This window comes from Pseudomonas sp. CCI3.1, assembly GCF_034313985.1.
GTDB lineage: Bacteria > Pseudomonadota > Gammaproteobacteria > Pseudomonadales > Pseudomonadaceae > Aquipseudomonas > Aquipseudomonas psychrophila.
This window is the reverse complement of sequence record NZ_JAVIWO010000001.1, coordinates 5,111,975-5,138,358: the sequence shown is the minus strand read 5'-3', so window position 1 is coordinate 5,138,358 and position 26,384 is coordinate 5,111,975. Positions and strand designations below refer to the sequence as shown.

Below are 26,384 nucleotides of genomic sequence, written 5' to 3'. Positions count from 1 at the left end.
CCACCCGGGAACAGGAATCAGTCATGGCAAAGATCATTGCTCAGATCACTGCCCGCCTCCCTCGCTTGATGGAGGCCGGTGAATACAGAAAACTGCGCTACGCAGGCGGCAAGCCGAGCTTGCAACAACTCAAAAAATGGATAGAGGAAGGCGAAGTGTTGGGGGAGGTAAAAGGCGGGATGTATTTCGTAGACCTGCAGGCCGCGATTATGGGGTCGAGCGATCCGCTGCTCGCTCAAATGCTGGAGCTTGGGTAATGGCTTCTCGGCCTCGCACAATCAAAAACCGCAAGCTTCCCCCCAACCTCTACCCCAACGGCAAATACTGGCGGTACCGCAACCCCATCACCGGCCTGATGACCAGCATTAACCGCCCGCTGGAAGACGCTATCAAGCTGGCCAGAGCTGCCAACGCAAAGCTGGCCCCTGTGATGGCCGGTGACGGTGAGTTGCTCATGATCCTGACAGGCGATCGCCTGCCCACGATGCGCAACCTGGTCGAGCGCTTTGAGGCCGAATGGCTGAAAGATCGTGGCTATGCCGCTCGTACCCTGGTTGAGATCCAGTTCAAGCTTGAGCGCTACCGGCAGGACTTGGGAGATCAACTAATCGGCCAGCTAGATGTGCTTACGGTCGCAGAGTACTTGGACGGCTTCAGCAACAACGCTTACACCAAGCACCGCGGCCTGCTTATCCAGATCTTTGCCTTCGCGGTGGCCAAGGGTTTGGCTGAGCGCAACGTGGCCGAGCTGACACTGATCAAAAAGGAAGCCGAGAAGAAGCGTCAGCGACACACGCTGGCGGGCCTGATGACGATTGCGAACGCGGACACCACGCCACTCTGGTTGAAACGCGCCATCCGCCTGGCGCTGGCCAGTCTGCAGCGGCGGGACGATATCGTTTCGTGGCTCAAGTCCGCAGTCGACCTTGAGAACAATACGATCAAGGTTTCGCCCGGCAAGACTCAGGGCTATGACAACCCCATTCACCTGCAGATCAAAATGGGCAAGGCTCTACGAGAGGTTGTGAGCGAATGTCTGCGCTCCCCTGTGGCTTCGCCCTACCTGATTCATTACAGGCCCAAGGCGAGAAGGCGTGAGCAGATAGACGCCAAGGATCACTGGACCTCGGTCACTCCGAACTATCTGAGCAACGAGTTCAGCAAGGCACGTGACGCGGCGCATGCGTATGACCATATTCCGGCCACCGAACGACCCACCTTTCACGAGATCCGCGCTTTGGGCGCATGGCTATATGAGCAGCAGAATTTCCCGCAGGAATACATCCAGGCGCTGATGGGCCACGCGGACGCGAAGATGACTAAACACTATCAGGATGGGCACACAGCGAAAGGTATCGAGTACCTGGAGGTGGGAGCTGATTTGGCGTTTTGAGGTGGGGGTTTTGCAAAAGTTTTGCAAAAGTTTTGCAAATCGCAGACAACAAAAAAGGGCCCACCTTTCGGTGAGCCCTTCTAGACCGCCCAGCAGAGCGGATTTTGTTTGGTAGGCGCGATTGGACTCGAACCAACGACCCCCACCATGTCAAGGTGGTGCTCTAACCAACTGAGCTACGTGCCTGCTGTGGGGTCGCATTCTATAGATTTGCGGAGGGGTGTCAACACCTTTTTTGCAGCTAACCCTATGAATAGTCGAATTTTTTATTTTCCCCACAAAAAAGCTCATCTGCCAGTGGCTGGCGGGGGGATTTCAACTCAGGTAGCATCGGTCGCACTCGTAAAAAATATAAAACAGAGGCTGCAGAATGTCGAACACTCCCTATCCCCAGTCCTACTATGCGGCTTCAGCTAATTCGACTCCTGAGCGCCCTGCCCTGCAGGGTGAGGTTGAGACGGATGTCTGTGTGATCGGCGCCGGCTACACCGGACTGTCGAGCGCGCTGTTTTTGCTGGAGGCCGGTTTCACGGTCACGGTACTGGAAGCCGCGAAGGTGGGGTTCGGCGCTTCGGGGCGTAATGGCGGCCAGATCGTTAACAGCTATAGCCGCGATATCGATGTGATCGAGCGCACGGTGGGTGCCAAGCAGGCGCAACTGCTGGGGGATATGGCCTTTGAGGGCGCCAAGATCATTCGTGAACGGGTGGCCAAGTATCAGATCCAGTGCGATTTGAAAGACGGTGGGGTGTTTGCTGCGATCACTGGCAAACAGATGGGCCACCTGGAAGCTCAGAAGAAGCTTTGGGAACGCTATGGCAACACGTCCTTGGAACTACTGGATCAGCGCCGGATCCGTGAAGTGGTTGCCTGTGACGAATATCAGGGCGGGCTGCTGGACATGAGTGGTGGGCATATCCACCCGCTCAACCTGGCACTGGGTGAGGCAGCCGCCGTCGAGTCACTGGGCGGCAAGATTTACGAGCAGTCACCTGCGATCCGTATTGAGCGCGGTGCCAACCCTGTGGTTCATACGCCTCAGGGTAAGGTCAGGGCCAAGTTCATCATCGTTGCGGGCAATGCTTATCTGGGCAACCTGGTCCCCGAGCTGGCCTCCAAATCCATGCCCTGCGGCACGCAGGTCATCACGACCGAACCCCTTAGCGAAGAGCTGGCCAAAACGCTGCTACCCCAGGACTATTGCGTCGAAGACTGTAATTACCTGCTCGACTACTATCGCCTGTCCGGTGACAAGCGACTGATCTTTGGTGGTGGCGTGGTCTATGGCGCGCGGGACCCGGCCAATATCGAGGCGATTATCCGGCCAAAAATGCTAAAGGCCTTCCCGCAGCTCAAGGATGTGAAGATTGATTACGCCTGGACGGGTAACTTCCTGCTGACATTGTCGCGCTTGCCTCAGGTCGGACGTATCGGTGACAACATCTATTACTCCCAAGGCTGCAGCGGTCACGGGGTGACTTACACCCATCTGGCCGGCAAAGTGCTGGCCGAAGCCCTGCGCGGTCAGGCTGAGCGCTTTGATGCCTTTGCCGACCTGCCTCATTACCCGTTCCCCGGCGGACAACTGCTACGTACACCGCTGACCGCTTTGGGTGCGTGGTACTACAGCCTGCGGGACAAGTTTGGTTTTTGACTGTCATTGAGTGCCTTCGCGAGCAGGCTCGCTCCCACTTCAACTTCGGCGCCCACAGAGTTCGAGCCGTGCTGGGATGATTGTGGGAGCGAGCCTGCTCGCGATGCATACCCGCGCAAATTATGGGCGGGACTCAAGGGTCTTGATGGCTCTGGCCCCTGCCTGTTCCTGACCGGAGCGGGACAGGTCATTGGCCACTTTCAACCAGCGGGCCTTGTCGACATTGGCTGGTAATTGTGTCGGCGACAGGATCAACACCGCCCAACCACCCGCATCCTTCCAGGCTGACTCGAACGTATCGAAGTCCATAAGGCGTCGCCGCTCCATGCCTGCCCGCAACAGCACCGTCCCCTTGGCGCGGTTGTACCCTACAAGCATCCCGTAGCGCGGTTCTGTCCAGAGTGTTCCGTCATTGAAGCGCAACATGACCGGATAACCTGCCGCCACTTGGGCCAATAATGCATGCAAGGACGTGTCCAGCGGGTAAACCATCAACCCATAGCCAGCCGCCAGTTGTTCTATGCTGCCTTGCAACGACGCCTCGGCCTCCGGCAGTTTCAGCGGCTTGACCAAAAGCCCCGGGGTGATTCTGATCCGTTGCTCGCCGAGCATGCCGGCCAATGTCTGCGGGGCACCTTGATTGGCATTACCGCGAAAAAAGGGCACGCCATTGAGCTCGACTCGCTCAGGCAAACGCCGAAACTCGGGCGATTCGACACTGGCACACCCTACAATCACCAACGCTAACAACGCCGCCAGCCACTTTCGCGCTGATATCAATCCAGTTACAGCCTGCATATTCCCTCGCCTTGAATGAACGCCAGACCGTAAGGACTGCCATGGCCGACGATCATAGGGCGCCAATAAGGCGAGGTATAGCCTTAAGCCACAGCCCAATCGTCGAGATAGAGCAAATCTGTTAGTCCAACACGACCTTCGGTCAATAGACTGCAACACTGCACAGACTAGACTGTCCACTGCTTAGCGTGTGTTTGAGCCCGTAGGGGGCAAAGGAGGCACTGATGAGCCCGATACTCACTATTTTCCTGCTGATCACAGGCTGGCTGGCCGTTGCCGGTGCCATGCTCTGGGGCCTGATGCGCATCAGTCGCCATCACCACCCGCAGGTGCAGGCCAAACCGCTGGACACCCCTGAAAAACTGGTGGTTGGCGCAGCAAAAACCCATTAGCACCTACTCAAACAGGGGGAGCTAATGGGCTCTTGTACTTCAGAAACTCAACGCTACACGTTGAAATACTTGTATATCCGCGCTGCAAGAGTTATCGGCTGAATACTCCCTTTTGAACTCCTGCTTTTGAATCCCGCAAGTAATTGACTTAACGCCGCTCGGAAAGCTCTACGCGCCCATCACAACTCACAATAGCAATCATTTGTCTCGCGTCTGAAACGAAGGGCACAGACCACCAGTTGTTGTGACTGTCGTAAATTGCCTCACCGTCTGGCTGGTAATGCGCAACCCACCCTCCCCCGGATTACGCTCTAAATGACCTTTGATGGAGTTGTCAAAAAAGATACGGTCTGCCTCTGGGCAGGAGACATCGGAGTTATCCCCACACCCTTGAACAAAGATCGTCATTATTAGTACAGCGACTCTGGAGGCGCTCACCCACAATCCTCCGATTTTATTTCCTGCCCTTTAATTTGATAGGTTGAGTGATGTGAAAGTTGAATACCCTTTGCTGGCTGGCCGAGCGCCGATAAAGGTAGCGCCTAACTGGAGAACATCCGACATAATCAAACTCCTTAAATGCTGATGATTAGCATTTAAGGATCTGCGCAGTACACAATAAAACCACCATTTAATACTGGATGTTTACACATCAGGTACATCAGCCCCCATACGGGTAGTCACAGCGGTCAACGTAATAAGTTACTAATAGCTTGTTATTACTTGACTCATTACATCCCCAAAACGCTTAGACGCACACGGCTCGATAAACACAAAACTGGAAAGCGGTTATATCGGATTGTGAGGCAGACCCAGGATTTGAAAGTTCCCACAAAAAAGCCGCCCACCCCATACAGGGTGGACGGCTTTTTAACAGCAATGTCCGCTTACTTCACCAGGGCAGCCTGACGTTTTTCTCGTACCCGCCGCGCCAGAATGTTGAGTGTTTCAACAGTGGCCGAGAATGCCATCGCCGCATACACATATCCTTTAGGTACATGGGCGCCAAAGCCTTCGGCGATCAGGGTCATGCCGATCATGATAAGGAAGGCCAGCGCCAGCATCACCACGGTCGGGTTGTCATTGATGAACTTGGCCAGAGGCTCCGAAGCCAGCAACATCACCAGCACTGCCACTACGACTGCAATCACCATGATCGGCAAGTGCTCGGTCATGCCTACGGCAGTAATAATGCTGTCGATGGAGAACACCAGGTCCAGCATCAAGATCTGCCCGATAGCCGCGGCAAAACCCAAAGTGACTTTCGAGGACACGCTCTCGGTTTTTTCTTCCGCCTGCGGAGTCATGCTGTGGTGGATTTCGCTGGTTGCTTTCCACACCAGGAACAAACCACCGGCAATCAGGATCATGTCCTTCCACGAGAAGGCCTTGCCCAGTACTTCAAACACCGGCGTAGTCAATTGAACGATGTAGGCAATGGTACCCAGCAAGCCCAGTCGCAGAATCAGTGCCATGCCAATCCCTATGCGACGGGCTTTGGTGCGGTACTGCTCTGGCAGTTTGTTGGTCAAAATCGAGATAAAGATCAGGTTATCGATGCCCAGCACGATTTCCATCACAATCAACGTGGCTAAAGCGACCCAGGCTGCGGGGCTGGCAGCCAGTTGTAAAAGATATTCCATAAGTGTGCTCGGACTCTGCAGTAAGACTGGTTTTAGATAGCTTTGGACGATTCTTCGTTTTCTTGCTCAGGCTTTTCTTTTTCAATCAGCCCACCCGTGGCATCACTGAGCGCTTGTTCAGCTGCTTTGTGGGTGTCATCAATTGCCTGTTTAGCGGATTCAGCAGTCTTGCTCAACATTTGTTGCGCCGCTTTTTCAGCCTGATCGCAACCGGTCATGAGCAACAAGCCTGCCGACAATAGTAGTGCAACACCTGATTTTTTAATGTTCATGATCTTTTTCCTCTCTAAACCGACGACCACCTGGGGTGGCTTGCGCATGACGCGGGATTCTAGAGAATCAAACACTTCAGTAAAATTCGTATTTATAAGCGCTATACTTCGTTTTTTACGAAGTGTTGCAGCGCTGATGCTTAATTACCGTCAACTCCATTATTTCTGGGTCGTGGCCAAAACCGGCAGCATCGTTCGCGCCTGCGAGCAACTGAACCTCACCCCGCAAACCATCAGCGGGCAAATCAGCCTGCTGGAAGACACCTACGGCCTGCCCTTGTTTCAAAAGGTCGGGCGCCAACTTGAGCTCACTGAGACCGGGCGCCAGGTGTTGCCCTATGCCGAGCAGATCTTTCAAGTCGGTATCGAGCTGGAAAGCATGCTGCGCATGGCGCCCAAGGAGCAGCAGATTCTGTTTCGGGTAGGCGTGGCCGATGTGGTGCCCAAGTCGATCGTGTATCGCTTGATCGCTCCGACCATGGAACTGGATGAGCCGATCCGTATCACCTGTCGTGAAGACAAGCTGGACCGGCTCCTGGCAGACCTGGCCATTCAACGTCTGGATCTGGTGATTTCCGACAGCCCGATGCCCTCCCACCTCGACATCAAGGGCTTCAGTCAAAAACTGGGCGAGTGCGGCATCAGTTTTTTCGCCACCCCTGCCCTGGCCAAGCATTACTCAGAAAACTTTCCGCAGTGCCTGCAAGGCGCGCCACTCCTGATTCCTGGGCCCGAAACCGTGTTGCGTAGCCGCTTGCTGCGCTGGCTGGCCGAGCAGCAGATACAGCCGCGGATCGTCGGTGAATTCGATGACAGTGCACTGATGCAGGCTTTTGGCCAATCCGGGATCGGCGTATTCATTGCCCCCAGCGTGATTGCCCAGGAAGTGATACGCCAGTTTGACGTTGAGTTGATCGGCCATACCGAGGCTGTGACCGAATCGTTTTACGCCATTACCGTCGAGCGAAAAATCCGCCACCCCGGCATCGTTGCCATCACCGAGGGGGCCCGACGCGAATTGTTTACCCCGCGCTGACGCAAACGGGGCGCACCTTTGCGGTCATCAGCAGCAGCGCCAGCAAAATCGAGATCAGGATAAACCCGGCAGCGGCAAACCCAAGGCTGCCCAAACCATAGTTATCTATCACCCGACCACCGACCATAGCCCCCAGGCCAATACCCAGGTTGGCCCCGGCGATATTCAACGACGCCGCAAATGCCGGGGCATGGGGCGCGACTTTCATCAAGCGCACGTGGCTGACCAGGAACATTGCCGCCTGACTCACGCCCCAAATGCCCATCGCCGCCGCCAGGGCCAGGGTTGAGTGAATGCTGGGCACCAAGGCCACCAGCCCCCCGATCATGAAGGCACAAAATACCATCGAGGCAATCAGCGGATGGCGATCGACCATGCGCCCGCCCAACGAGTTACCAATCAAACCGACCGCACCAAAGCCCATCAGGCACCAGCCCACCAACGTCCCGTCAAACCCCGCCAGCCGCTCAAGGATGTCCGCCAGATAGGTGTAAGCGGTGAACATGCCGCTGAACACCAGCACCGACAACACGATATGGCCGATCATCAAAGGGCTGCGCAACAAGCCGAATTGCGACCTGAGGGTGACGGTCTCTTTGACCACACGGGTGTTTGGCAGGTAAATCCACAGCAGCATGGCTTTGGCCAGCGCAACCACAGCCAGAATGGCGAAGGCACTACGCCAGCCCCATGCATCAGAGATCAAGGTGCCTACCGGAATGCCAAATACCGTCGCACAGACAATCCCGAACCCGATTTTGGCAATCGCGCGCCCGGCATAATCCGGACCTACGATATCCACTGCCGTTTCACTGGCCAGGGCCCAGAACACCGGCAAGCCCAGTGCCGGCAACAGCCGCGCAAAGGCCATCACCCAAATATTCGGCGCCAGCGCCGCCACGGTGTTGGCGAAGGCGAACATCAGCAAAATCGAGATAAACAGCGGCTTTCGCGGAAAACGTGCAAACCAGGCGGTCAAAAACGGGCCAAGGGCGGCCACCGTAAAGGCAAACAAGGTCACCAGCAGACCGGCCTGGGGCACGCTGACATCAAGGTCGCGGGCAATCGAAGGCAGCAGGCCGACGATCACAAACTCAGTAGTGAGCACAGTAAAGCCGGCCGCGGACAGCAGCAGGATGGGCAACAGCATGAATAACTCCAGAGACAACGAGACCAGCGAAAGCCAGAAAGGCACGCTGATTTGAAGAAAAGTAGGGGATACGCAATGTTAACAGAATGATTCAACCCTAAGCCATGTTGCTCGGGACGCGCTCTATCGCCGATGTGGCAGATTGCCCCTGCGTAGGAAAGCACCTACATCTCTATGATAAAGTTAGCCTTCCCGCCGACTTGCGTCGATCAGCCCGCCCGTTTGCCGCTGATCGCCCCATGGTTTTTTCAACGCACCACCCAGAACAACTAGAGAAACCCTATGACTGATGCTCCACCTACCTTGCTGCAGAAGCTCAAGGGCACCAGCCTGGTGACCCAGATTGTGATCGGTCTGATCGCCGGCATTTTGTTGGCCTGGCTTGCGCCTTCCGCAGCGCTCTCGGTGTCCTTTATCGGCAAGGTGTTCGTCAGCGCCTTGAAAGCCGTTGCCCCCATCCTGGTGTTTGTTCTGGTCATGGCATCGATTGCCAACCACAAACACGGCCAGGAAACCCACATCCGACCCATCCTCGTTCTGTACCTGTTCGGTACTTTTGCCGCTGCGGTCGTGGCCGTTATCGCCAGCATGCTATTTCCGTCCAACCTGGTGCTGGCCACTGAAAACATCGCCATTACCGCACCCGGCGGTATCAGCGAAGTGCTGCAAAGCCTGCTATTGAGCGTGGTAGACAACCCGGTCAACGCACTGATCAACGCCAACTTTATCGGCATTCTGGCGTGGGCTATCGGGATGGGGGTTGCCATTCGCCATGCGGGTGACACCACCCGTACCGTGCTCAGCGACCTGTCCAACGGCGTTACGCTGATCGTGCGCGTGGTGATTCGCTTTGCACCACTGGGCATCTTCGGACTGGTGGCTTCAACACTGGCGACCTCGGGTTTCGGCGCATTGCTGGGCTACCTGCACCTGCTGACGGTGCTGATTGGTTGCATGCTGTTTGTGGCGCTGGTGGTCAACCCGCTGATCGTGTTCTGGAAGCTGCGTCGCAATCCGTATCCGCTGGTATTCCTGTGCCTGCGCGAAAGCGGGATAACCGCCTTCTTCACTCGCAGTTCGGCCGCCAACATTCCGGTGAACATGGCGCTGAGCGAACGCCTGGGCCTGCACGAAGACACTTACTCGGTCTCCATCCCGCTGGGCGCAACCATCAACATGGCGGGCGCGGCGATCACCATTACGGTGCTGAGCCTGGCCGCAGTCCATACATTGGGCATTGAGGTCGATATTCCGACAGCCATCCTGCTCAGTGTCGTGGCAGCCATTTGCGCCTGTGGCGCATCGGGTGTTGCGGGAGGTTCGCTGCTGTTGATCCCGTTGGCGTGCAGCCTGTTCGGCATTCCAAGCGAGATTGCGATGCAAGTCGTGGCGGTGGGCTTCATCATCGGCATCCTGCAGGATTCGGCAGAAACCGCGCTCAACTCGTCCACTGACGTACTGTTTACGGCTGCGGCCTGCATGGCCAAGGAAGACTCAACCCTGCAGCAGGGCTGAGTCAATCAGCAAAACCTGTGGGAGCCGGGCTTGCCCCGCCTCCACAGGTGATTTGCTTAGAACGCGCCCATGTAGTCGCGCTTGCCGACTTCAACGCCATTGTGGCGCAGGATCGCGTAAGCAGTGGTCACGTGGAAGAAGAACTGCGGCAGGCCGTAGGTCAGCAGGTAAGCCTGGCCGGTAAAGCGTTTTTCTTTCGGAGTGCCCTGACGGGTGATGATTTCGATGCCTTCCTTGCCGTCGATTTGCTCAGGCTTGATCCCGTCAACAAAGGCCAGCACCTTGCTGATCAGCGCTTGCAGGTCAGCAAAGGTCACTTCGCTGTCGTCGTACTTCGGCAATTCGATTTCAGCCAGACGGCCCGAAACACCCTTGGTGAAATCAACGGCGATTTGAACCTGACGCACCAGCGGGAACATGTCCGGCGCCAGACGCGCTTGCAAAAATACGCTTGGGTCGATGTTCTTGGCCGTCGCGTGAGCTTCAGCCTTGGTCAGAACACCGCTCAGGGCGTTGAGCATTTGCTTGAAGACAGGAACGGAAGCGGCGTACAGAGAGATAGTCATGAAAGTCTCGACAGTCTGTGGGCGGGATTGGATGTGCGGCGATTATAGACACGCCTGTAGTCATCTGGTGTATGAAGATCAACCTGTAGCTTTTGGTCGCAGAGCGCCAGGTCGCCCAGAAGAACTTACCAGACCCTAGGCTGGCCCTCGATCGCCAGGAGCATTTTGTTCCGCCCCCCCAGCTGCCAATATCATCGTCACCACCGGTGTGCTTGGTTGTCCGATCAATTGTGTCCAACTCCTGCGACCTGTAACGGCTCAGACAACGCCGTGAGTTGAACCTGCGTAGCCTCATGAATCGTGGTCTTGCGGTGTTTCAACATCCCGCCCTGGCGCCGGTTCAGGCAAGCGCTGATTTCACTGACAATGGCCAGGGCAACACTCTCTGGTGTATCACCCCCCAGATCCAGCCCCATGGGATAATGGACGTGCGCCCCTGCGGGTCCTGCCTCTATATCGTGAAGCAGGCGTTCCGTGCGCTCTTTAGGCCCAAGCTGCCCGACATAAGCGGGCGCGCAGACCAGGATGTTTTTGAGCCAGTGCCTGTCCTGCCGATAGCTGTGGGTCATAATCACCACCGCAGCGCCGTCCACTACCGCCTTTAAATCGAACGCCTGATCGATGGGCGCAACCAGAACCTGGTGGGCGCAAGGGAAACGCTCGGCGCGGGCAAAATTAGCCCGCCCGTCCACCACATGCACCTGCCAGTTCAACTCAGTGGCAAAGCGCACCAACGGCTGGGCGTCGTTGCCGGCGCCAAAAATCACCAGCCGGCGCTGGGGTGCTATGTACTCCAGCAATACCTCAACGGCGCCCGTACCGCATTCATAGATCATTCGCGACGACTTCTTGCACGCAAGGGTCGCGAGCAAATCTACCTGAACCTTGCTTGCCAAAACCTCACAATGAAATCCCTCACACAGTTGCAACTGGGCGCCCACCCCTAACCGGGCCCCCATTTTGACCCGGTACTTGTCTTCTGCGGATAACACGGTCGCCAGCGCGGCGGGCTGCCCGCTTGTGCGTACACCTTGCAATAGCGTATGCAGCAACGATGGCTTACCCGCTTCTCGGCGCTCAAGCAGCACATGCACCGTACCATTGCAGCCCAGACCAAAAGTCAGTTCTGCGCCTTCTTCATCGAGGTCGTCATCGTCCTGCGCCGCCGTGCTGTAGCAGCGGATCACCGGCTCTCCCGATTCAGTCAGCCACCAGGCTTTCCTGACCAGTTCTTGTTCAAGGCAACCTCCGCTGACAGTGCCCACTGCCTGGCCGAAACGCGGTATGAGCATCCTTGCACCCGGCCGCCGATAAGCCGAACCTTCAACCTTGACCACCGTGGCCAACACCACATCGACATTGCCTGTGTCGGCGTGATCCAGTGCATCAAGCAAGCAATACAAATCAGACATGACCGCCGCTCCCAGCCTTATTCAATTAATTGCCGTACCATCGCCGCAGTTTATTCGTTAAAAACAGCGCCACACGTCATCGTGGAGAACAACAGCGTGAACAAAAAAACCGGTGTCCGGGCCCATCAAGCCGACCAGACCAAAGCGCGAATTCTCAAGGCCGCCATTACCGTGTTCGCCCGAGACGGTTATGCCGGTGGGCGCATTGAGCAAATATCCAAAGAAGCCGAGTCCAACGACCGGATGATTTATTACTACTTTTCCAGCAAGGAAAATCTGTTTGTCCGGGTGCTGGAGCATACCTACGAGGCCTTCAATCAGGCCGAAAGCCTGCACCGCCCCGACCCGTCCAAACCGGTTGAAGCCTTGCGCCAGCAGGTGGCATTTTTCTGGAACTACTACGTTACACACCCTGAATTCGTAGCCATCCTGACTATCGAAAACCTGCATCAGGGCAAACACGCCAGACAATCCCAGGAGATGGGGCGCCTGTCGGCCACCACTGTCGGCGTGATCCGCCCGATCATCGAGGAAGGCCAGCGTCAGGGGCTGTTTCGCCAGGACGTCGACATAAACCATGTTTATTTGATGATCGCTTCGCTGTGCTATTTCTATAACTCGAATCAACACACCCTCACCTCCTTCCTGGGTCAGGACCTCGCCGATAAAGACCAGCAGCAAGACTGGCTGACGTTTATCAGCGACCTGGTCATACGCGGTGTCATGACGCTGCCGGGCGCTGCAAAAGGTCAATGAGTACCCGGATTGGCCCGCACGTGCGCCACCTTCTGCTGCAACCCCTGCCACGCAGGTTCGGCCGGGGCAAACCGGTGGCGCAGGTAGGCCGCCAACTCGCTGATCTGGCGATTCGACAGGCTGTCCTTAAAGCCAGGCATGTAACCAAGGTCTGCCGTCGCGGGCGTTGGAATGCCCTGCAATATCACCTTCAACAGGTTGTCGGGCAACGCGCTGTGCACGTTGCTGTTACTGGCCAATGACGGACTGACACCAAACAGTTTTGGGCCCAGGCCGTCGGCATGACAGGCCTGGCAAGCACCCTCGAAAACTCGCTGCCCATTGCTCAACGCCACCGCGTCATCAGGAGCTTCGGCTTTCGGCTCCGGCGCGGGAGCGGCTTGGGCATTCGCACTCAGTGAGGCCAGGTAAACCGCCATTGCCCTTCGGTCGGCATCAGGCAACTTTGCCAACTCGCTGACCACAGGCCCCATGGGCCCGGCCGCTGCCCCGTGGGCATCGGAGTAACCGGTACTCAGATAGGTGAACAGCTGATTCTCGGTCCAGGGTGTCGGCGCCTTGGACAAGCCATTGAGCGCCGGAGCCTCCCAGCCATCTACCATGCCCCCAGCCAGAAAGGACGCGCCTCCCTTCTGCGCGCCCATCAAGTTGCGCGGCGAATGGCAGGCCGCACAGTGCCCCAGGCCATTGACCAGATAAGAGCCGCGATTCAATTGGGCACTGCGTAGAGGCTGTGGCTTGACTTCACCCGAGCGCAAAAAGATCGCATTCCAACCCGCCATCAACGGCCGCATATTGAACGGGAACTGCATGTCGTTGGCCTTGGACGGCTGACTGACCGGCGCCTGCGACATCAGGTAGGCATACAACGCCTGCATGTCGGCATCGTCGATATTACGAAAAGAGGTGTAAGGAAAGGCCGGATACAAATGCTTGCCGTCACGGCTGATACCCTCTCGCATCGCACGCTCGAACGCCGTGTAAGACCACTTGCCGATACCGGTTTCGGGATCGGGAGTGATGTTGGTGCTGTACAACTTGCCAAATGGCGTCTGCATCTCCAGCCCGCCCGCATTGGTCACGCCGCCCGGGGCGGTATGGCAGATCGCGCAATCACCCACCGCCGCCAGCAACCGCCCGCGTTCCAGGGTGGCCGCCGACCAGGTACCCAGTGCAGGCGGGACAATGGGGGCGATTTCTGCACGCCAGGGCAGCGCCGTAGCGGCCATACCGACTAAGGCGCCGAACCCGGCAACCAACGGCGCAAACCACCACTTTGAGCGCTTGGGTTTTATCTCTTCGGGAGGTGGCGCTGCCGCATCCTGCGAATGCTTGAGCGCAGCCAGTACACGCTCCGGGGTAATCGGCAGCTCCCGGAATCGAATCCCGGTGGCATCAAAAATGGCATTGGCGATGGCGGCCGCACTGGGTACACCCGCCGACTCACCGGCCCCCATGGGCGGCTCGTGCTGACGCGGCATCATCAACACGTCGATTTTCGGCACCTGCTTGAACGTCAGAATCGGATAAGCGCCCCATTCCTTGCTGCTCACGGTGGACTCTTCGAAGGTCACGCGCTCTTTCAGGACGCGGCTGGTGGCCTGAATCACATTGCCGTGGATTTGATGCTGCACCCCGGCCGGGTTGACCATCATCCCCGCATCATGGCCAATCACCACCCGCGTGACCGACACTTCACCGCTGAGCCGGTCAACCGCCACATCCGCAACCCACGCCGCCCATGCCGCCCCAAAGCCGGGGAACTTGCTATGGATGTAGCGGGCGTAGGCGAAACCGCGGCCACGCAAGATATTGTCCTGCTCCGGGGTTTGCATGGGCTCGGTACGCGCCACCCAGTCGGCACGTGCGGCCGTCGCCCTGACCAGCTCCGAAGCCCGATCATCGTGCAAATAGCGCAAGCGGTATTCGACAGGGTCAACCTTTGCGGCGAAGGCCAATTCATCGATATACGATTCATGGGCAAAGGTATTGGGCAACGCCGACACTCCGCGCATCCACGACGCCCGCACGATCGGCGACATGTCGTTGATCGTTACGCGCATGTGCTCGAAATCATAAGGCGGGATCGAGGTCCGATCCCCCATTTCGAACATCGCCGCCACCGGCTCCACGCGTCCTGTCAGCAGCAAGGCCAGGGTCGGCGCACCGTTGGAGGGGTAACTGGTTTGAAAGTCATAACCGGCCACACCGCCGTCGGCATTGATCCCGCCGTCCACTTCCATCAACTGCGCCGAGCCCTTGGGCTCCCACACATGCTCCTGCTCGCGGGTCAGTTGCACCCGCACCGGCACCCCCACGGCCTGGGACAACAGCAACGCATCGGCACACACGTCATCCGCGCAATTGCGCCCATAACACCCCGCCGCCTCCATGCGAATAATCTCAATGCGCTCTTCCGGATACTCCAGCAGCCAGGCCAGGTCCGCGCGCAGTAGATGCGGGTTTTGCGTGCCGGACCACACCCGTATCTGCTCAGGCTGATAATCCGCCAGGCCACAGGACGGGCCAATGGAGCCATGGATCTGATAGGGCCACAAATAGGTGCGAGGCATGCGTTCACTGGCCTGCGCCAATGCCTGTTCCACATTGCCCTTGTCCAGCACCACACGCTGTACCCGCGGGTTGTCGCGGATCGCCTGCTCGACATCATCCATGTCGGGCAGTTTTTGATTCCAGGCTTTCCAGGTTATTTTCAGCGCCTGGGCGGCCTTCACGGCCTGCTCTTCACGCAGGGCAACCACGCCCACGAAGTCGCGGATCACCACCACTTTGACGATGCCCGGAATATGCGCGATGGACGACTCGTCCACCTCCAGCAGGCTGTTGCCGACAAACTCGCCACTGTCCAGCCCGGCATAGGGCGGGCGGATCACCCGGCCATGCAGCATGTCCGGCAGGCGCATGTCATGCACATAGATCAGCTCGCCCGTGGCTTTGGCGGGGATATCCACCCGGGCCGAGGCCTTGCCCACCAGTCGATAGTCTTGCACCGCCTTGAGCGGTGCATCCCCGGAAATGCTCAGCACATGGCGCTCGTTCTCGACCAGGCTGGCGAACGAACGCTCGCGGCCGTCGGCGCTTTTGATAACGCCGTTTTCCATCAGCAAGGCATCCGCCTCTACACCCAGTTGCTGTGCGGCCCGGGCCAGCAAAAAACGCCGCGCTTCAGCGGCTGCGTTGCGCAAAGGGATCGCCGTGATCTGAATGGTGGCGCTGGCGATGGTTGCGCCCTGATTCGGTGCGCTATCGGTATCCCCCAACACCATGCACACCTGCTCCAGTGCCAGATCCAGCTCTTCGGCCACGATCTGCGCCAGTGAGGTACGAATCCCCGTGCCCAAATCCACATGGCCGTTAAACCCGTAGACCTGGCCGTCATCGTTTACCGCAATAAACAACCCCAGCTCCTTGGGCTTGAGCACCGGCACACCGCCTTTGGCCACCGGGCCCGAGGGGGGCTGGATCTGATCGACGATCAGCAAAACGCCAGACTTGGCCAACAACTGATCACGGGTGAGCGTGGTAAGGGTCATAGTCATCAATCCGTTCAGGGCTTTGGACGGGCGGCAAGCATGACCGCACGCATAATTTCGATATGGGTGCCGCAGCGACAGAGGTTGGCTGACAGTTCGTTTCGAATCTGTTCTTCGCTGGGGTGGGGGTTGCGATCAAGCAATGCCTTGGCGGTCATGATCATGCCGTTCATGCAGTAGCCGCATTGCGCCGCCTGCTCATCAATAAACGCTTGTTGGACCCGGTGCGGATGCTCGCGGGTGCCGATGCCTTCAAGGGTGGTGATGGTTCGCCCCTCGGCCCCGGACAGGGGGAAAACACAGGAGCGGGCAGCCACCCCGTCAATGATCACCGTGCACGCTCCGCACTCGCCTAGGCCACAGCCGTATTTCGGGCCGTTCAGCTGCAAATCATTGCGCAGTACCAGCAGCAAGGGCGTATCAGCCATTGCTGTAACCGCAACCCGCTGCCCGTTGACTTCAAGTGTTACCGTTTTGACAGGCGCAAGGGTTTGATCGCTCATGCAAGGCTTCCCCGGGTAGCAACGTCCGCACTGTTTGAGCGGATCTTATTAAGTGTTTACTTCATGAAAAGTGCGTAGCAAAGCCCTGCGCTTGCAGGGCCTCTGTTACCGCGGCATTGATGAAGTAACTACTTCATCAAATAAAGGCAAGAACAATGCCAAGGGGCCTGGGAAGGGTTAATCGGCGCTTTCATCGACCATTTTGCGCAGCAAATACAGCATCGCGACCCGTTCGGCCGGGTTGAGCCTGCTCATGGTCAACTCGCTCACTTGTGCGGCATGGGGCTGGGTTTCGCGCACCAACTGCTCACCTGTCTCGGTGAGGCTGACGATGACCTTGCGCTTATCGTGCTGCGCAGGTTTGAGGGCAATCAGGTCGCGTGCCTGAAGGCGCTCGACTATCCCGCGAATGGTCGCCTGATCCACCGCTGTGGCCTTGATCAGCTCACTCAGGGAACTGGGCCCGTGATCATGCACTGCGCACAGGGTAATGAACTGCACGGCGGTCAATTGCGAGTTGCCGATGTTCTGCTGAAAAATGGCCATGTTGCGCTGGTAGGCCTTGCGCAATAAATGACCTACCTGCTCGGAAAAGTCGTATGTCACAGGACTGCCTGGTTTTTTGTCTGTCGTATCCGGCACAGCGGCCTCGATCAATTGAAGGGTGAGTGGTGATGACCTTAACCTGCGCGGGCCACTCTGTCGCCAACCCCTGTGGGGGCTGGTCTGCCAGCGCAGGTCATTTACAAGGACGTGCGGCCTCTACCTGGATGCAACCACCACCCCGCCGGTGACCACCGCCAGGTCATCCAGATAAATATCGCAATGGCGCAGCGGGATATCCAGGTGGCATGGCGTCTTGCGCGTGCCCCCGACCTCGGTGTTGGGCCCGGTGGAAAACAGGAAGTTACCCTCAAACGCCCGGGCATCCATGCACATTCCATCGTTCTTGTCGTGCAGGCCCATGGCAGTCCACTGGGCACGCGGCTGCAGCCCCCAACCGATATGGGAGATGCCGTACACCTCGGGATCGTTGAAGTACTTCAGGTAATCGCGCAGGTATTCGGCCTCAAAACCGCCATGAATCGAGGTAATGAAGCCCCGATCGATTTCCAGGGTGATCTGCTCGCGCGAGTAGTTCTTGAACGGCAGGACGATATCCCCCACATCGATTACCAACACGCCCTGCGCGGTTTCTTCATTGGGCCACGAGAACAGAAAACCGCTTGGCCAATGATCCCAACGCCCCGGCTCATCAGCAAAACCATACTCGGTCACTGCCGGATACTGCCCCAACGCCGCCTTGAAATCACTGCCGGCCCTGGATTTGACATGGATGGAGCGCGCCTGTTTAAGCAGTTTTTCTGCCGCCATCACCCGTTCCTTGTCCGCCAAAGTGGGCAGCATGCGCGCCAGCACTTCAGGCGGCTCAACCGCCAGCAGAATGCGCGTGCCGGTCTTGAGGATCTGCTCCTGCTCGGGTGAATGCAGCAACATCATGGTGTCGACCACCAGATCCGCCGCCTCCAGCGCCCGTTGCGCCGCGATATTGCCCGTGAGTGCGGTGTCCCCGCAGTAAGCCGTCATGTCATTGCCCATCGCCATCGGATGGTTGAACGAGGGCAACTCCACCGCATACACCTTGGCACCCAGACGCTGAGCAGCCTCCATCGCCGACCTCACGGTGCGCGGGTTGGAGTAATGACTTTTCAACACTGCGACGCTTTGGGTCGCATCGACTTTTGACAGTTTCAACACGTGCTCAAACATCTGAGTCAGTTCGCAGTCGCTTACCGGCATTTAGGGTTCCTCTCAATTGACTCGCTGAATGTGTTTGGCGCACCACCCCTGCTCTGCAGTCAGCGTTGCATCCCACGGCTCAACTTAAAGCGTACACGCTATTTAACGGTAAACACCCATTATTTTTACAAGCCATTCAAGAACGTAAAAAACCGTTACATACCAACACACACCTAATAAACAATGGTTACTTGGCGTTACACAGCCGCCATTCTTGTCATTTTTATTTTCGCAGGGCTCTATGCAACTCAAAAATAAATAGCGTATACACTGTAAATAGCTGGCCACCGCAAACACGACTCTTGCCAGCCACCACCTGAAAAAAGGAAGCCTTGCATGCCCATAAAACAAAAAATCGCCATTGTCGGTGCAGGTCTGGGGGGTGCTGCGGCAGCCACGCTGCTGCAAAAAGCCGGATTCCAGGTCGATGTTTATGAGCAGGCCCCCGCGTTTTCCCGCATTGGCGCGGGCATTCACATGGGGCCCAATATCATGAAGATCTTCCGCCGCATGGGCATCGAACAGAAACTAAGCGACATGGGCTCGCACCCTGACTTCTGGTTCAGCCGTGACGGCGCCAGCGGCGACTACTTGTCACGCATCCCGCTGGGCGAATTTGCGCGCAAGGAATATGGCGCCGCCTACATCACGGTTCACCGTGGCGACTTGCATGCACTGCAAATGTCGACCATCGCGCCGGGCACCACCCACTTCAATAAATGCCTGACCCGCCTCGAAGAAACCGACTCTCTGGTGCGCCTGCACTTTAGCGACGGCACCAGCACCGAGGCCGATATCGTCATTGGCGCAGATGGCATCAACTCAAAAATCCGCGAAGAGTTGCTTGGCGCAGAAAAGCCGCTGTACAGCGGCTGGGTGGCCCACCGCGCACTCATCCGCAGCGAAACACTGGCCAAATACAACCTGAACTTCGAAAACTGCGTGAAGTGGTGGAGCGAAGACCGCCACATGATGGTCTACCACACCACCGCCAAGCGGGATGAGTACTACTACGTCACTGGCGTGCCGCACGCGGCCTGGGATTTCCAGGGCAGTTTTGTCGACAGCAGCCGCGAAGAAATGCGTGAAGCGTTCGCCGGCTACAACCCGACGGTGCAGGCACTGATCGAGTCCAGTGAAAGCGTCAGCAAATGGCCGCTGCTCAATCGCAACCCGCTGCCCCTGTGGAGCCGCGGCCGACTGGTCTTGCTGGGCGACGCCTGCCATCCGATGAAACCGCATATGGCCCAAGGCGCCGGCATGGCCATTGAAGACGCCGCCATGCTGACCCGCTGCCTGCAAGAAACCGGGCTGAGTGATTACCGAACTGCCTTCGAACTGTACGAAGCCAATCGCAAGGATCGAGCTTCACGGGTACAGGCTGTGTCCAACGCCAACACCTGGCTGCGCACGCAGGAAGATCCGGCCTGGGTTTACGGCTACGACATCTACAGCCACTCACTTGAATCGGAAGCCCTGGCATGAGCACATTTATCCACGGCGCCAATGTCCAGGCCAACGGCATACGCCAGCACTACCTGCGCTACGGTGGCCAGGACAACGGCGCAAAACCGGTCCTGCTGCTGATCCCCGGGATCACCAGCCCGGCCATCACCTGGGGCTTTGTGGCCGAGCGGCTGGGCGAGCACTTCGATACCTACGTGCTCGATGCCCGGGGGCGCGGCCTGTCTTCCAGTGGCCCCGACCTGGACTACGGCACCGACGCCTGCGCCGATGACATCGCCGCCTTTGCCCAGGCATTGGGCCTTACTCATTACCACCTCGCCGGCCACTCCATGGGGGCGCGCTTTGCCGTGCGCAGCGCCGCGCGCAACCCGGCCGGACTGCAAAGTCTGGTACTGATCGACCCGCCTGTCTCCGGGCCCGGCCGCCGCGAATACCCAAGCAAGCTGCCGTGGTACGTGGACTCGATCCGCCTGGCCGTGACCGGGATGGATGCACAGGCCATGCGTGCCTTTTGCCCGACCTGGACCCTGGAACAGCTGCAGTTGCGCGCCGAGTGGCTGCACACCTGTTATGAGCCCGCCATCGTGCGCGCCTTTAATGACTTCCATGACGTGGACTTCCATCAGGACCTGCCAAAACTGGCGGTGCCCACCCTGCTGATGGTCGCCGGGCGTGGGGGCGTGATCCAGGCCGGGGACGAAGCAGAAATCCTTGACCTGAACCCAACCATCAACATTGCTCGTATCGACAACGCCGGCCACATGATCCCGTGGGACGACCTTGAGGGTTTCCTCGCCACGTTTGGCGAGTTTTATGACCACCCCCCGACCCGCACTCAGCGCACCGCTTAAGGAGACAGCCCGTGATCAAGCCTTACCGCATCGGCCAGATTGTGCCGAGTTCCAACACCACTATGGAAACCGAGATCCCGGCGATGCTGACCGCACGCCAGTTGATCCGCCCCGAACGCTTCACCTTTCACTCCAGCCGCATGCGCATGAAGCAGGTTCGCAAGGAAGAACTGGCGGCCATGGACGGCGAGTCCGACCGCTGTGCGATCGAACTGTCCGACGCCAGGGTCGATGTTCTGGGTTACGCCTGCCTGGTAGCTATCATGGCCATGGGGCTGGGCTACCACCGAAAATCCGAGCAACGCCTGACCCTGGCTACCGCCGAGAATGATGGCAACGCTCCTGTCATTACCAGTGCGGGTGCCCTGATCGACGGCCTCAAGGTAATGGGGGCAAAAAGAATCGCCATCGTCGCGCCTTACATGAAGCCGCTGACCGAACTGGTGGTGGATTACATCCGCGCAGAAGGCTTTGAAGTGGTGGACTGGCGCGCCCTGGAAATTCCCGACAACCTGGAAGTGGCCCGCCACGACCCAGCCAACTTGCCCGCCATTGTCAGCGGTATGAACCTTGAGGGCGTTGACGTCATCGTGCTGTCGGCCTGCGTGCAAATGCAATCACTGCCCGTGGTTGCACAGGTTGAGGCGCAATCCGGCAAGCCGGTGCTCACCGCCGCCATTGCCACCACCTACGCCATGCTCAAGGCCCTGAACCTGGAGCCCATCGTGCCGGGTGCCGGGGCTCTGCTATCCGGTGCGTATAAATAGGAGCGGGTCATGACCGAGCAACACAATGAACAGCAAAGCGCAGACGCCAACTACCAAGGCGTATGGGGCCAGCGCATCGGCTTTGGTAAAAAGCCTGCACTGCTGATGATCGACTTCATGCAAGGCTACACACAAAAAGGTGCGCCACTATTCGCACCTGGTGTAGTCAGCGCTGTGGCCGAAAGTGTCGAACTGCTAACCTGCGCGCGCAAAAATGCAGTGCTGGTGGTGCATACCAATATTCGCTACCACCCCGGGCACTTTATTGACGGCGGGATCTGGGTAAAAAAGGCCCCGGTCATGCAGGACATGGTGGAGGGCAACCCGCTGGCGGCCTTCTGTGAAGAGGTATTGCCAACTCCGGATGAGGTCGTAATCAGCAAGCAGTACGCCAGCTCGTTTTTCGGCACCAGCCTTGCATCGTTGTTGCACGCCCAGGGCGTCGACACTGTGGTTCTGGCCGGTTGTTCGACCAGCGGATGTATCCGGGCTACGGCGGTGGATGCGGTGCAGCACGGCTTCCGAACCATCGTGGTGCGCGAATGTGTCGGTGATCGCCACAGCGCCCCCCACGAGGCGAACCTGTTTGACATCGACAGTAAATATGGCGACGTCGTCAGCAAACAGGAGGCCATGAGTCACTTCACAAAAACTGTTTAGGCAACAACTGGCAGACAGGGATACCTGCCATAGAACCAGGCCGTAGAGCACTGGTCACCATTACTGAGCAAGGGCCCTAACAAGGCCTGCCCAGTCTTCTGACACTGCCTTTGGAAGCCGCTTCACGAGCCTGCCAAAGCACTGATCGCGGCTACACAACAACCATAAAGTCACCGCCAGGAAGACACACATGCCCTCTGCAAATGCTGGTACAACCGCCGCGAGCGCTATCGCGGACCCGGTCCAGGTGCTCTATCGCAAGATCACCTGGAAACTCATTCCCTTCCTTTGCTTCTGTTATCTGGCGTCCTACCTGGACCGGATCAATATTGGCTTCGCCAAGCTGCAAATGCTGGGCGATCTGCAGTTCAGCGAAACGGCTTTTGGCCTTGGCGCCGGGCTGTTTTTCGTCGGCTACATCATTTTTGAGGTGCCGAGCAACCTGGCCCTGGAGAAAGTCGGCGCCAAGATCTGGATTGCCCGGATCATGATCACCTGGGGCCTGCTTTCGGCCTGCACCATGCTGGTCACCACCCCTACCCAGTTCTACATTGTGCGCTTCTTGCTGGGTGCGGCCGAGGCCGGATTTCTGCCCGGCGTTCTCTACTACCTGACGACCTGGTTTCCGACTCACCGACGGGGCCGCATCATTGCCCTGTTCATGATTGGCATGCCGCTCTCCAGCGTGATCGGCGGGCCGCTCTCGGGCTGGATCATGGGCGCGTTCGACAACACAGCAGGGCTCAAGGGCTGGCAGTGGCTGTTTATCATCGAAGCGATTCCCAGCGTTTTGCTGGGTATTCTGACGTTCTGGGCCCTGCCCAACAGCCACCACACCGCTAAATGGCTGAACCACGAAGAAAAAGCGCTGCTTGAAAACGAGCTGCGCCAGGATGACGCCGAAGGCAAAAACAGCAAGCACAGCTTTCGCGACGGCTTTTTCAACCTCAAGGTCTGGATGCTCGGGGGTATCGACTTCTCCATCCTGCTCAGCGCCTACGCCATGGCTTTCTGGATGCCCACCTTCATTCGTAATGCGGGCGTGGCCGACAACTTTCATATAGGTGTACTGACCGCCCTGCCCAGCGCCGCCGCCCTGATTGGCATGCTGTTGATTGGCGCAAGCTCAGACCGTCATCGCGAACGCCGCTGGCACATCATCGTGCCTTTTCTGATCGGCGCGGCGGCCATGGCCGGCACAACGTTCTACAGCCATAACGTCTTCGCCACCGTTCTACTGTTTGCCATTGCCTCAGCCGCCATCATCGGGGCCGTACCGGTGTTTTTCAGCTTGCCGGCGACCTTTCTCAAAGGGCGGGCAGCGGCCACGGGATTTGCCCTCGCGTGCTCGCTGGCCAATATCGCCGGCCTGGTGAGCAATTCGCTGATGGGCATCGCCATTGACGTGACCGGTAGCGGTTCAGGAGCGCTTTGGTTCTTCGCAGGCTGTCTGCTCCTGAGCAGCCTGCTGGTGATCGCCTTGCCAGCGAAACTGGTCAACCGCTGACACGCGACTAGGAACGCCTGTGGGAGCGAGCCTGCTCGCCCCCACAGCGCGGGGCTTACATGGCAGTCGCCCTGCCGCGCAAAAGACTCCACAATGGTCGCTGGCAACGGTTACTCAATTTGGAGAAGAAAATGGAAGTTCCCGCTAGTCAGCTCTCAGAAGACACTCAAATCGAATCTGACACCGGACCTCTGCTCAACAGCATCGAGATCCGCATTCTCGGCTCCCTGATCGAGAAACAGGCCACCAACCCTGAAACCTACCCTCTGACGCTCAACGCGCTGGTACTGGCGTGCAATCAGAAAACCAGCCGTGAACCGGTGCTTAATCTCACTCAAGGACAGGTCGGACAAAGCTTGCGCGCCCTGGAAGGCCGCGGCTTTACCCGATTGGTGATGGGTAGCCGTGCTGACCGCTGGGAGCATAAGGTCGACAAGGCGCTGGAACTGGTGCCTGCGCAAGTGGTTCTGCTGGGCTTGTTGTTTCTGCGGGGCCCGCAAACCCTGAACGAGCTCTTGACCCGCAGTTCGCGCATGCACGATTTCGAAGACATAGAGCAGGTGCAGCACCAGCTGGAACGTCTGATCGCCCGCGATCTTGCGCTGCTGGTGCCGCGCCAGAGCGGCCAGCGCGAAGACCGCTACATGCACGCGATGGGGGATCCGGCTGACATCGACACACTCATGGCTAACCGTCAGCAGCCTGCAGAGCGCAGCAGTGGCTCCACGGTATCGCTGGAGCGCTTTGAAGCTCTTGAAGCGCGCATCGCAGCCCTTGAGGCTCGCCTGGCAGACCTGGAATAAAGCGGATGTCGGGCGAGGTCACTCGCCCGACCCTGCCATCAGCTGCGGGCAAATGCCACCGCTGCCTGGAACTGCTCGGCACTAGGTCGAACACCGGTGTACAGCACGAACTGTTCCAGTGCCTGAATCGCAATAACCTCCAGCCCCGTGATCACCTGCTTGCCCTGAGCACGGCCACGGACGATCAATGGCGTTTCTACCGGAATCGCCACCACATCAAAGACAATATCGGCGCGATCGATGGCATCTGCTTCAAAGGCCAGATCGTCGGCTTCTGCCCCGCCCGCCATGCCCACCGGCGTGACATTGATCAGCATCTGGGGCCTGTGTGCGGCCAACTCCGGCTTCCACTCGTAACCACAGCTTGCCGCCAGCGCTCCCCCTGTCACCTCGTTACGCGCCACAATCAACCCATTGCGATAGCCACCGTCGCGCAATGCCGAGGCAACGGCCTTGGCCATGCCACCACTGCCACGCAATGCAAAAGTGGTGTCCTTGGGAACCTTGTGACTGTCGAGCAATTGCGCGATGGCAATGTAGTCCGTGTTGTACGCTTTGAGGTGACCATCGGTATTGACGATGGTGTTGATCGACGCGATGGCCCGAGCCGAGGCGTCCAGTTCGTCCACCAACTCAATGCACGCTTCCTTGAACGGCATGGACACACCGCAACCTCGAATCCCCAGGGCACGGATACCGGTCACTGCTCCCTTGAGGTCTTTGCTGCTGAACGCCTTGTAGTAAAAGTTCAGGCCCAGTTGTTCGTATAGATGATTATGAAAACGCAGTCCGAAGTTCCCCGGTCGACCCGACAGCGATATGCACAGCTGGGTGTCTTTGTTCGGATTCATTTGCATGCTCATCTCCTTGCTGAATGCTTTTAGATGGACGGCACAAGCCGTACCGGAAGTTTTGCTGGATCATAGTGCAGTTGCGAACGCTGAAACGTCTCAGCGCCCGCAGACCTTACACAAAATTTACCAACGCGCTTCGCAGTTTTTTAATAAAACACGGTCTTAACGTTATCCCCGCAATTATCCGTGGTCTGGTGCAGGCCGAAAGTCGGGGCTGAAATTCGAGGAATCGTCATGATGCGTACCATCCCCAAAGTTGCTTTGCTTATCGGCGCCCTGGCTGCCTCTGGGCAGGCATCCGCTCATGGCGGTTGGGGTGCCGGACCTGCCATTTTTGGTGCGGTCGTCGGCGCCGCGGTTGTGGGTTCGGTCATTGCAGGCCAGGAGCAGCGCCCGGTGTACGTGCAACAACCGGTCTATGTCCAGCCGCAACCTGTTTACGTTCAGGCCCCGCCGGTCTACTACCAACCGCAACCGGTGTATGTCCAACCCCCTCAGCCTGTCTATTACGAGGGCTACTACGGTCGGCCGCACCCGGCCTACTATGGCCCGCCACGTGGCTATTACGGCCCGCCGCGCTGGTAATCCCGGCGCAGGCAAGCCGGCAGGCTTTTTGCAGCTGTCGGTGGGTCCGAATAGACAATGTGAATGTCGCTGATGAGACACCGTACTGGCCCGGACTGCGGCATGATGGAGCGCCATTGGCGCGATCATCGGCACATTAATAAAAACAAGGACGACCTCTATGCCTACACAAAACCCGCACCACATCGTAGGGCTCTGCACTTCAAGCAAGGTGTACAACACCCTGACCGAGCTCAAACAGCTCGAGGGCCATCGCACCGCCAAGCTGGTCTCACTCCTGGCCCAGCATCTGGTGCGCGAGGGATTACTGAGCGATCAGGAAGTCATGCACATGCTCGATCAAGTGGTTGACTGACACCTCATCGCCATCAATGACGACTATCACGCGCAATGATTTTTTGCGCAGCGGCCCAGCCCGTAAGGTAGCGACATTGTTTGAAGGAGGT

26 protein-coding genes and 1 tRNA gene are annotated in these 26,384 nt (G+C 57.9%); 15 read left to right on the top strand and 12 right to left on the bottom strand.

Going from position 1 to position 26,384, the window contains the following annotated elements; all coding sequences use genetic code 11:
* The first annotated feature begins 23 nt into the window (after positions 1-23).
* Together RGV06_RS23650 and RGV06_RS23645 are read left to right on the top strand one after the other, a co-directional pair.
* Entirely contained in the window at positions 24-257 is a 234-nt protein-coding gene (locus RGV06_RS23650) for a hypothetical protein (RefSeq protein WP_048401696.1), read from the top strand.
* Positions 257-1,393 (top strand): tyrosine-type recombinase/integrase, encoded by a 1,137-nt coding sequence (locus tag RGV06_RS23645; RefSeq protein ID WP_322151566.1) that lies wholly within the window; start codon positions 257-259, stop codon positions 1,391-1,393. The genes RGV06_RS23650 and RGV06_RS23645 overlap by 1 nt, the downstream gene beginning before the upstream one ends.
* Before the next feature lie 109 nt (positions 1,394-1,502).
* On the opposite strand, the gene RGV06_RS23640 is transcribed toward RGV06_RS23645, so the two are convergent.
* Positions 1,503-1,579 (bottom strand) — tRNA-Val (locus tag RGV06_RS23640).
* A 184-nt stretch (positions 1,580-1,763) separates the two neighbouring features.
* On the opposite strand from RGV06_RS23640, the gene RGV06_RS23635 reads away from it, so the two are divergent.
* The gene (locus RGV06_RS23635) at positions 1,764-3,047 is read left to right on the top strand and encodes an NAD(P)/FAD-dependent oxidoreductase (RefSeq protein ID WP_019826108.1); all 1,284 of its coding nucleotides are present in this window, start codon (positions 1,764-1,766) and stop codon (positions 3,045-3,047) included.
* Positions 3,048-3,167: 120 nt separating this feature from the next.
* On the opposite strand, the gene RGV06_RS23630 is transcribed toward RGV06_RS23635, so the two are convergent.
* Positions 3,168-3,845, bottom strand: coding sequence for a peptidase C39 family protein (locus RGV06_RS23630; RefSeq protein WP_322151565.1), 678 nt, complete (start codon positions 3,843-3,845; stop codon positions 3,168-3,170).
* 224 nt (positions 3,846-4,069) lie between these two features.
* On the opposite strand from RGV06_RS23630, the gene RGV06_RS23625 reads away from it, so the two are divergent.
* Positions 4,070-4,237, top strand: coding sequence for a hypothetical protein (locus tag RGV06_RS23625; RefSeq protein ID WP_019826110.1), 168 nt, complete (start codon positions 4,070-4,072; stop codon positions 4,235-4,237).
* A gap of 887 nt (positions 4,238-5,124) precedes the next feature.
* On the opposite strand, the gene RGV06_RS23620 is transcribed toward RGV06_RS23625, so the two are convergent.
* Entirely contained in the window at positions 5,125-5,880 is a 756-nt protein-coding gene (locus tag RGV06_RS23620; RefSeq protein ID WP_019826113.1) for a TerC family protein, read from the bottom strand.
* Between the two features lie 32 nt (positions 5,881-5,912).
* Positions 5,913-6,152 (bottom strand): hypothetical protein, encoded by a 240-nt coding sequence (locus tag RGV06_RS23615; protein ID WP_046809267.1) that lies wholly within the window; start codon positions 6,150-6,152, stop codon positions 5,913-5,915.
* A gap of 136 nt (positions 6,153-6,288) precedes the next feature.
* Between RGV06_RS23615 and nhaR the strand changes: the two genes are divergently transcribed.
* Positions 6,289-7,188 carry a transcriptional activator NhaR gene (nhaR, locus tag RGV06_RS23610; RefSeq protein WP_019826115.1) on the top strand — a complete coding sequence of 300 codons (900 nt, stop codon included), beginning with the start codon at positions 6,289-6,291 and terminating at the stop codon, positions 7,186-7,188.
* Here the strand turns inward: nhaR and RGV06_RS23605 are convergent.
* Entirely contained in the window at positions 7,175-8,338 is a 1,164-nt protein-coding gene (locus tag RGV06_RS23605) for an MFS transporter (RefSeq protein ID WP_048352391.1), read from the bottom strand. The two genes, nhaR and RGV06_RS23605, sit on opposite strands and share 14 nt — an antisense overlap.
* Positions 8,339-8,620: 282 nt before the next feature.
* On the opposite strand from RGV06_RS23605, the gene sstT reads away from it, so the two are divergent.
* Positions 8,621-9,853 (top strand): serine/threonine transporter SstT, encoded by a 1,233-nt coding sequence (gene sstT, locus RGV06_RS23600; protein WP_322151564.1) that lies wholly within the window; start codon positions 8,621-8,623, stop codon positions 9,851-9,853.
* 56 nt (positions 9,854-9,909) lie between these two features.
* Here sstT and RGV06_RS23595 read toward each other — a convergent pair whose 3' ends face one another.
* Both RGV06_RS23595 and RGV06_RS23590 read right to left on the bottom strand, forming a co-directional pair.
* The gene (locus RGV06_RS23595) at positions 9,910-10,419 is read right to left on the bottom strand and encodes a DUF1993 domain-containing protein (protein ID WP_019826120.1); all 510 of its coding nucleotides are present in this window, start codon (positions 10,417-10,419) and stop codon (positions 9,910-9,912) included.
* Between the two features lie 224 nt (positions 10,420-10,643).
* The gene (locus RGV06_RS23590; RefSeq protein WP_322151563.1) at positions 10,644-11,831 is read right to left on the bottom strand and encodes an XdhC family protein; all 1,188 of its coding nucleotides are present in this window, start codon (positions 11,829-11,831) and stop codon (positions 10,644-10,646) included.
* Positions 11,832-11,927: 96 nt separating this feature from the next.
* Between RGV06_RS23590 and RGV06_RS23585 the strand changes: the two genes are divergently transcribed.
* Positions 11,928-12,587, top strand: coding sequence for a TetR/AcrR family transcriptional regulator (locus tag RGV06_RS23585; RefSeq protein ID WP_019826123.1), 660 nt, complete (start codon positions 11,928-11,930; stop codon positions 12,585-12,587).
* Here RGV06_RS23585 and RGV06_RS23580 read toward each other — a convergent pair.
* The 4 genes from RGV06_RS23580 to RGV06_RS23565 form a co-directional block, all read right to left on the bottom strand.
* Positions 12,581-16,141: a molybdopterin cofactor-binding domain-containing protein gene (locus RGV06_RS23580; protein ID WP_322151945.1), complete on the bottom strand. Its 3,561-nt coding sequence runs from the start codon at positions 16,139-16,141 to the stop codon at positions 12,581-12,583. The genes RGV06_RS23585 and RGV06_RS23580 overlap by 7 nt on opposite strands.
* A 14-nt stretch (positions 16,142-16,155) precedes the next feature.
* The gene (locus tag RGV06_RS23575) at positions 16,156-16,644 is read right to left on the bottom strand and encodes a (2Fe-2S)-binding protein (protein WP_019826125.1); all 489 of its coding nucleotides are present in this window, start codon (positions 16,642-16,644) and stop codon (positions 16,156-16,158) included.
* 177 nt (positions 16,645-16,821) lie between these two features.
* Entirely contained in the window at positions 16,822-17,286 is a 465-nt protein-coding gene (locus RGV06_RS23570; protein WP_198822697.1) for a MarR family winged helix-turn-helix transcriptional regulator, read from the bottom strand.
* A 120-nt stretch (positions 17,287-17,406) separates the two neighbouring features.
* Positions 17,407-18,444: a 2,5-dihydroxypyridine 5,6-dioxygenase gene (locus RGV06_RS23565; protein ID WP_019826130.1), complete on the bottom strand. Its 1,038-nt coding sequence runs from the start codon at positions 18,442-18,444 to the stop codon at positions 17,407-17,409.
* 336 nt (positions 18,445-18,780) lie between these two features.
* On the opposite strand from RGV06_RS23565, the gene RGV06_RS23560 reads away from it, so the two are divergent.
* The 6 genes from RGV06_RS23560 to RGV06_RS23535 all read left to right on the top strand — a co-directional run bounded on the left by RGV06_RS23560 (position 18,781) and on the right by RGV06_RS23535 (position 24,499).
* Positions 18,781-19,929 carry an FAD-dependent monooxygenase gene (locus RGV06_RS23560; protein WP_048358424.1) on the top strand — a complete coding sequence of 383 codons (1,149 nt, stop codon included), beginning with the start codon at positions 18,781-18,783 and terminating at the stop codon, positions 19,927-19,929.
* Positions 19,926-20,762, top strand: a complete 837-nt coding sequence (locus RGV06_RS23555; protein ID WP_019826133.1) for an alpha/beta hydrolase — start codon at positions 19,926-19,928, stop codon at positions 20,760-20,762. Before RGV06_RS23560 ends, RGV06_RS23555 begins: the two co-directional genes overlap by 4 nt.
* An 11-nt stretch (positions 20,763-20,773) precedes the next feature.
* A complete protein-coding gene (locus tag RGV06_RS23550) occupies positions 20,774-21,529 on the top strand; it encodes a maleate cis-trans isomerase (protein ID WP_019826135.1) in 756 nt (251 codons plus the stop codon).
* A 9-nt stretch (positions 21,530-21,538) separates the two neighbouring features.
* A complete protein-coding gene (locus RGV06_RS23545; protein WP_019826137.1) occupies positions 21,539-22,189 on the top strand; it encodes an N-carbamoylsarcosine amidohydrolase in 651 nt (216 codons plus the stop codon).
* Between the two features lie 190 nt (positions 22,190-22,379).
* The gene (locus RGV06_RS23540; RefSeq protein ID WP_322151562.1) at positions 22,380-23,696 is read left to right on the top strand and encodes an MFS transporter; all 1,317 of its coding nucleotides are present in this window, start codon (positions 22,380-22,382) and stop codon (positions 23,694-23,696) included.
* A 131-nt stretch (positions 23,697-23,827) separates the two neighbouring features.
* Positions 23,828-24,499 (top strand): YceH family protein, encoded by a 672-nt coding sequence (locus tag RGV06_RS23535; protein ID WP_322151561.1) that lies wholly within the window; start codon positions 23,828-23,830, stop codon positions 24,497-24,499.
* Positions 24,500-24,537: 38 nt separating this feature from the next.
* Here RGV06_RS23535 and RGV06_RS23530 read toward each other — a convergent pair whose 3' ends face one another.
* Positions 24,538-25,356 carry a shikimate 5-dehydrogenase gene (locus RGV06_RS23530; RefSeq protein ID WP_046809272.1) on the bottom strand — a complete coding sequence of 273 codons (819 nt, stop codon included), beginning with the start codon at positions 25,354-25,356 and terminating at the stop codon, positions 24,538-24,540.
* Between the two features lie 231 nt (positions 25,357-25,587).
* Between RGV06_RS23530 and RGV06_RS23525 the strand changes: the two genes are divergently transcribed.
* The gene (locus RGV06_RS23525) at positions 25,588-25,938 is read left to right on the top strand and encodes a hypothetical protein (protein ID WP_019826143.1); all 351 of its coding nucleotides are present in this window, start codon (positions 25,588-25,590) and stop codon (positions 25,936-25,938) included.
* A 160-nt stretch (positions 25,939-26,098) separates the two neighbouring features.
* Entirely contained in the window at positions 26,099-26,293 is a 195-nt protein-coding gene (locus RGV06_RS23520; RefSeq protein ID WP_019826144.1) for a hypothetical protein, read from the top strand.
* The last annotated feature ends 91 nt before the right edge of the window (positions 26,294-26,384 follow it).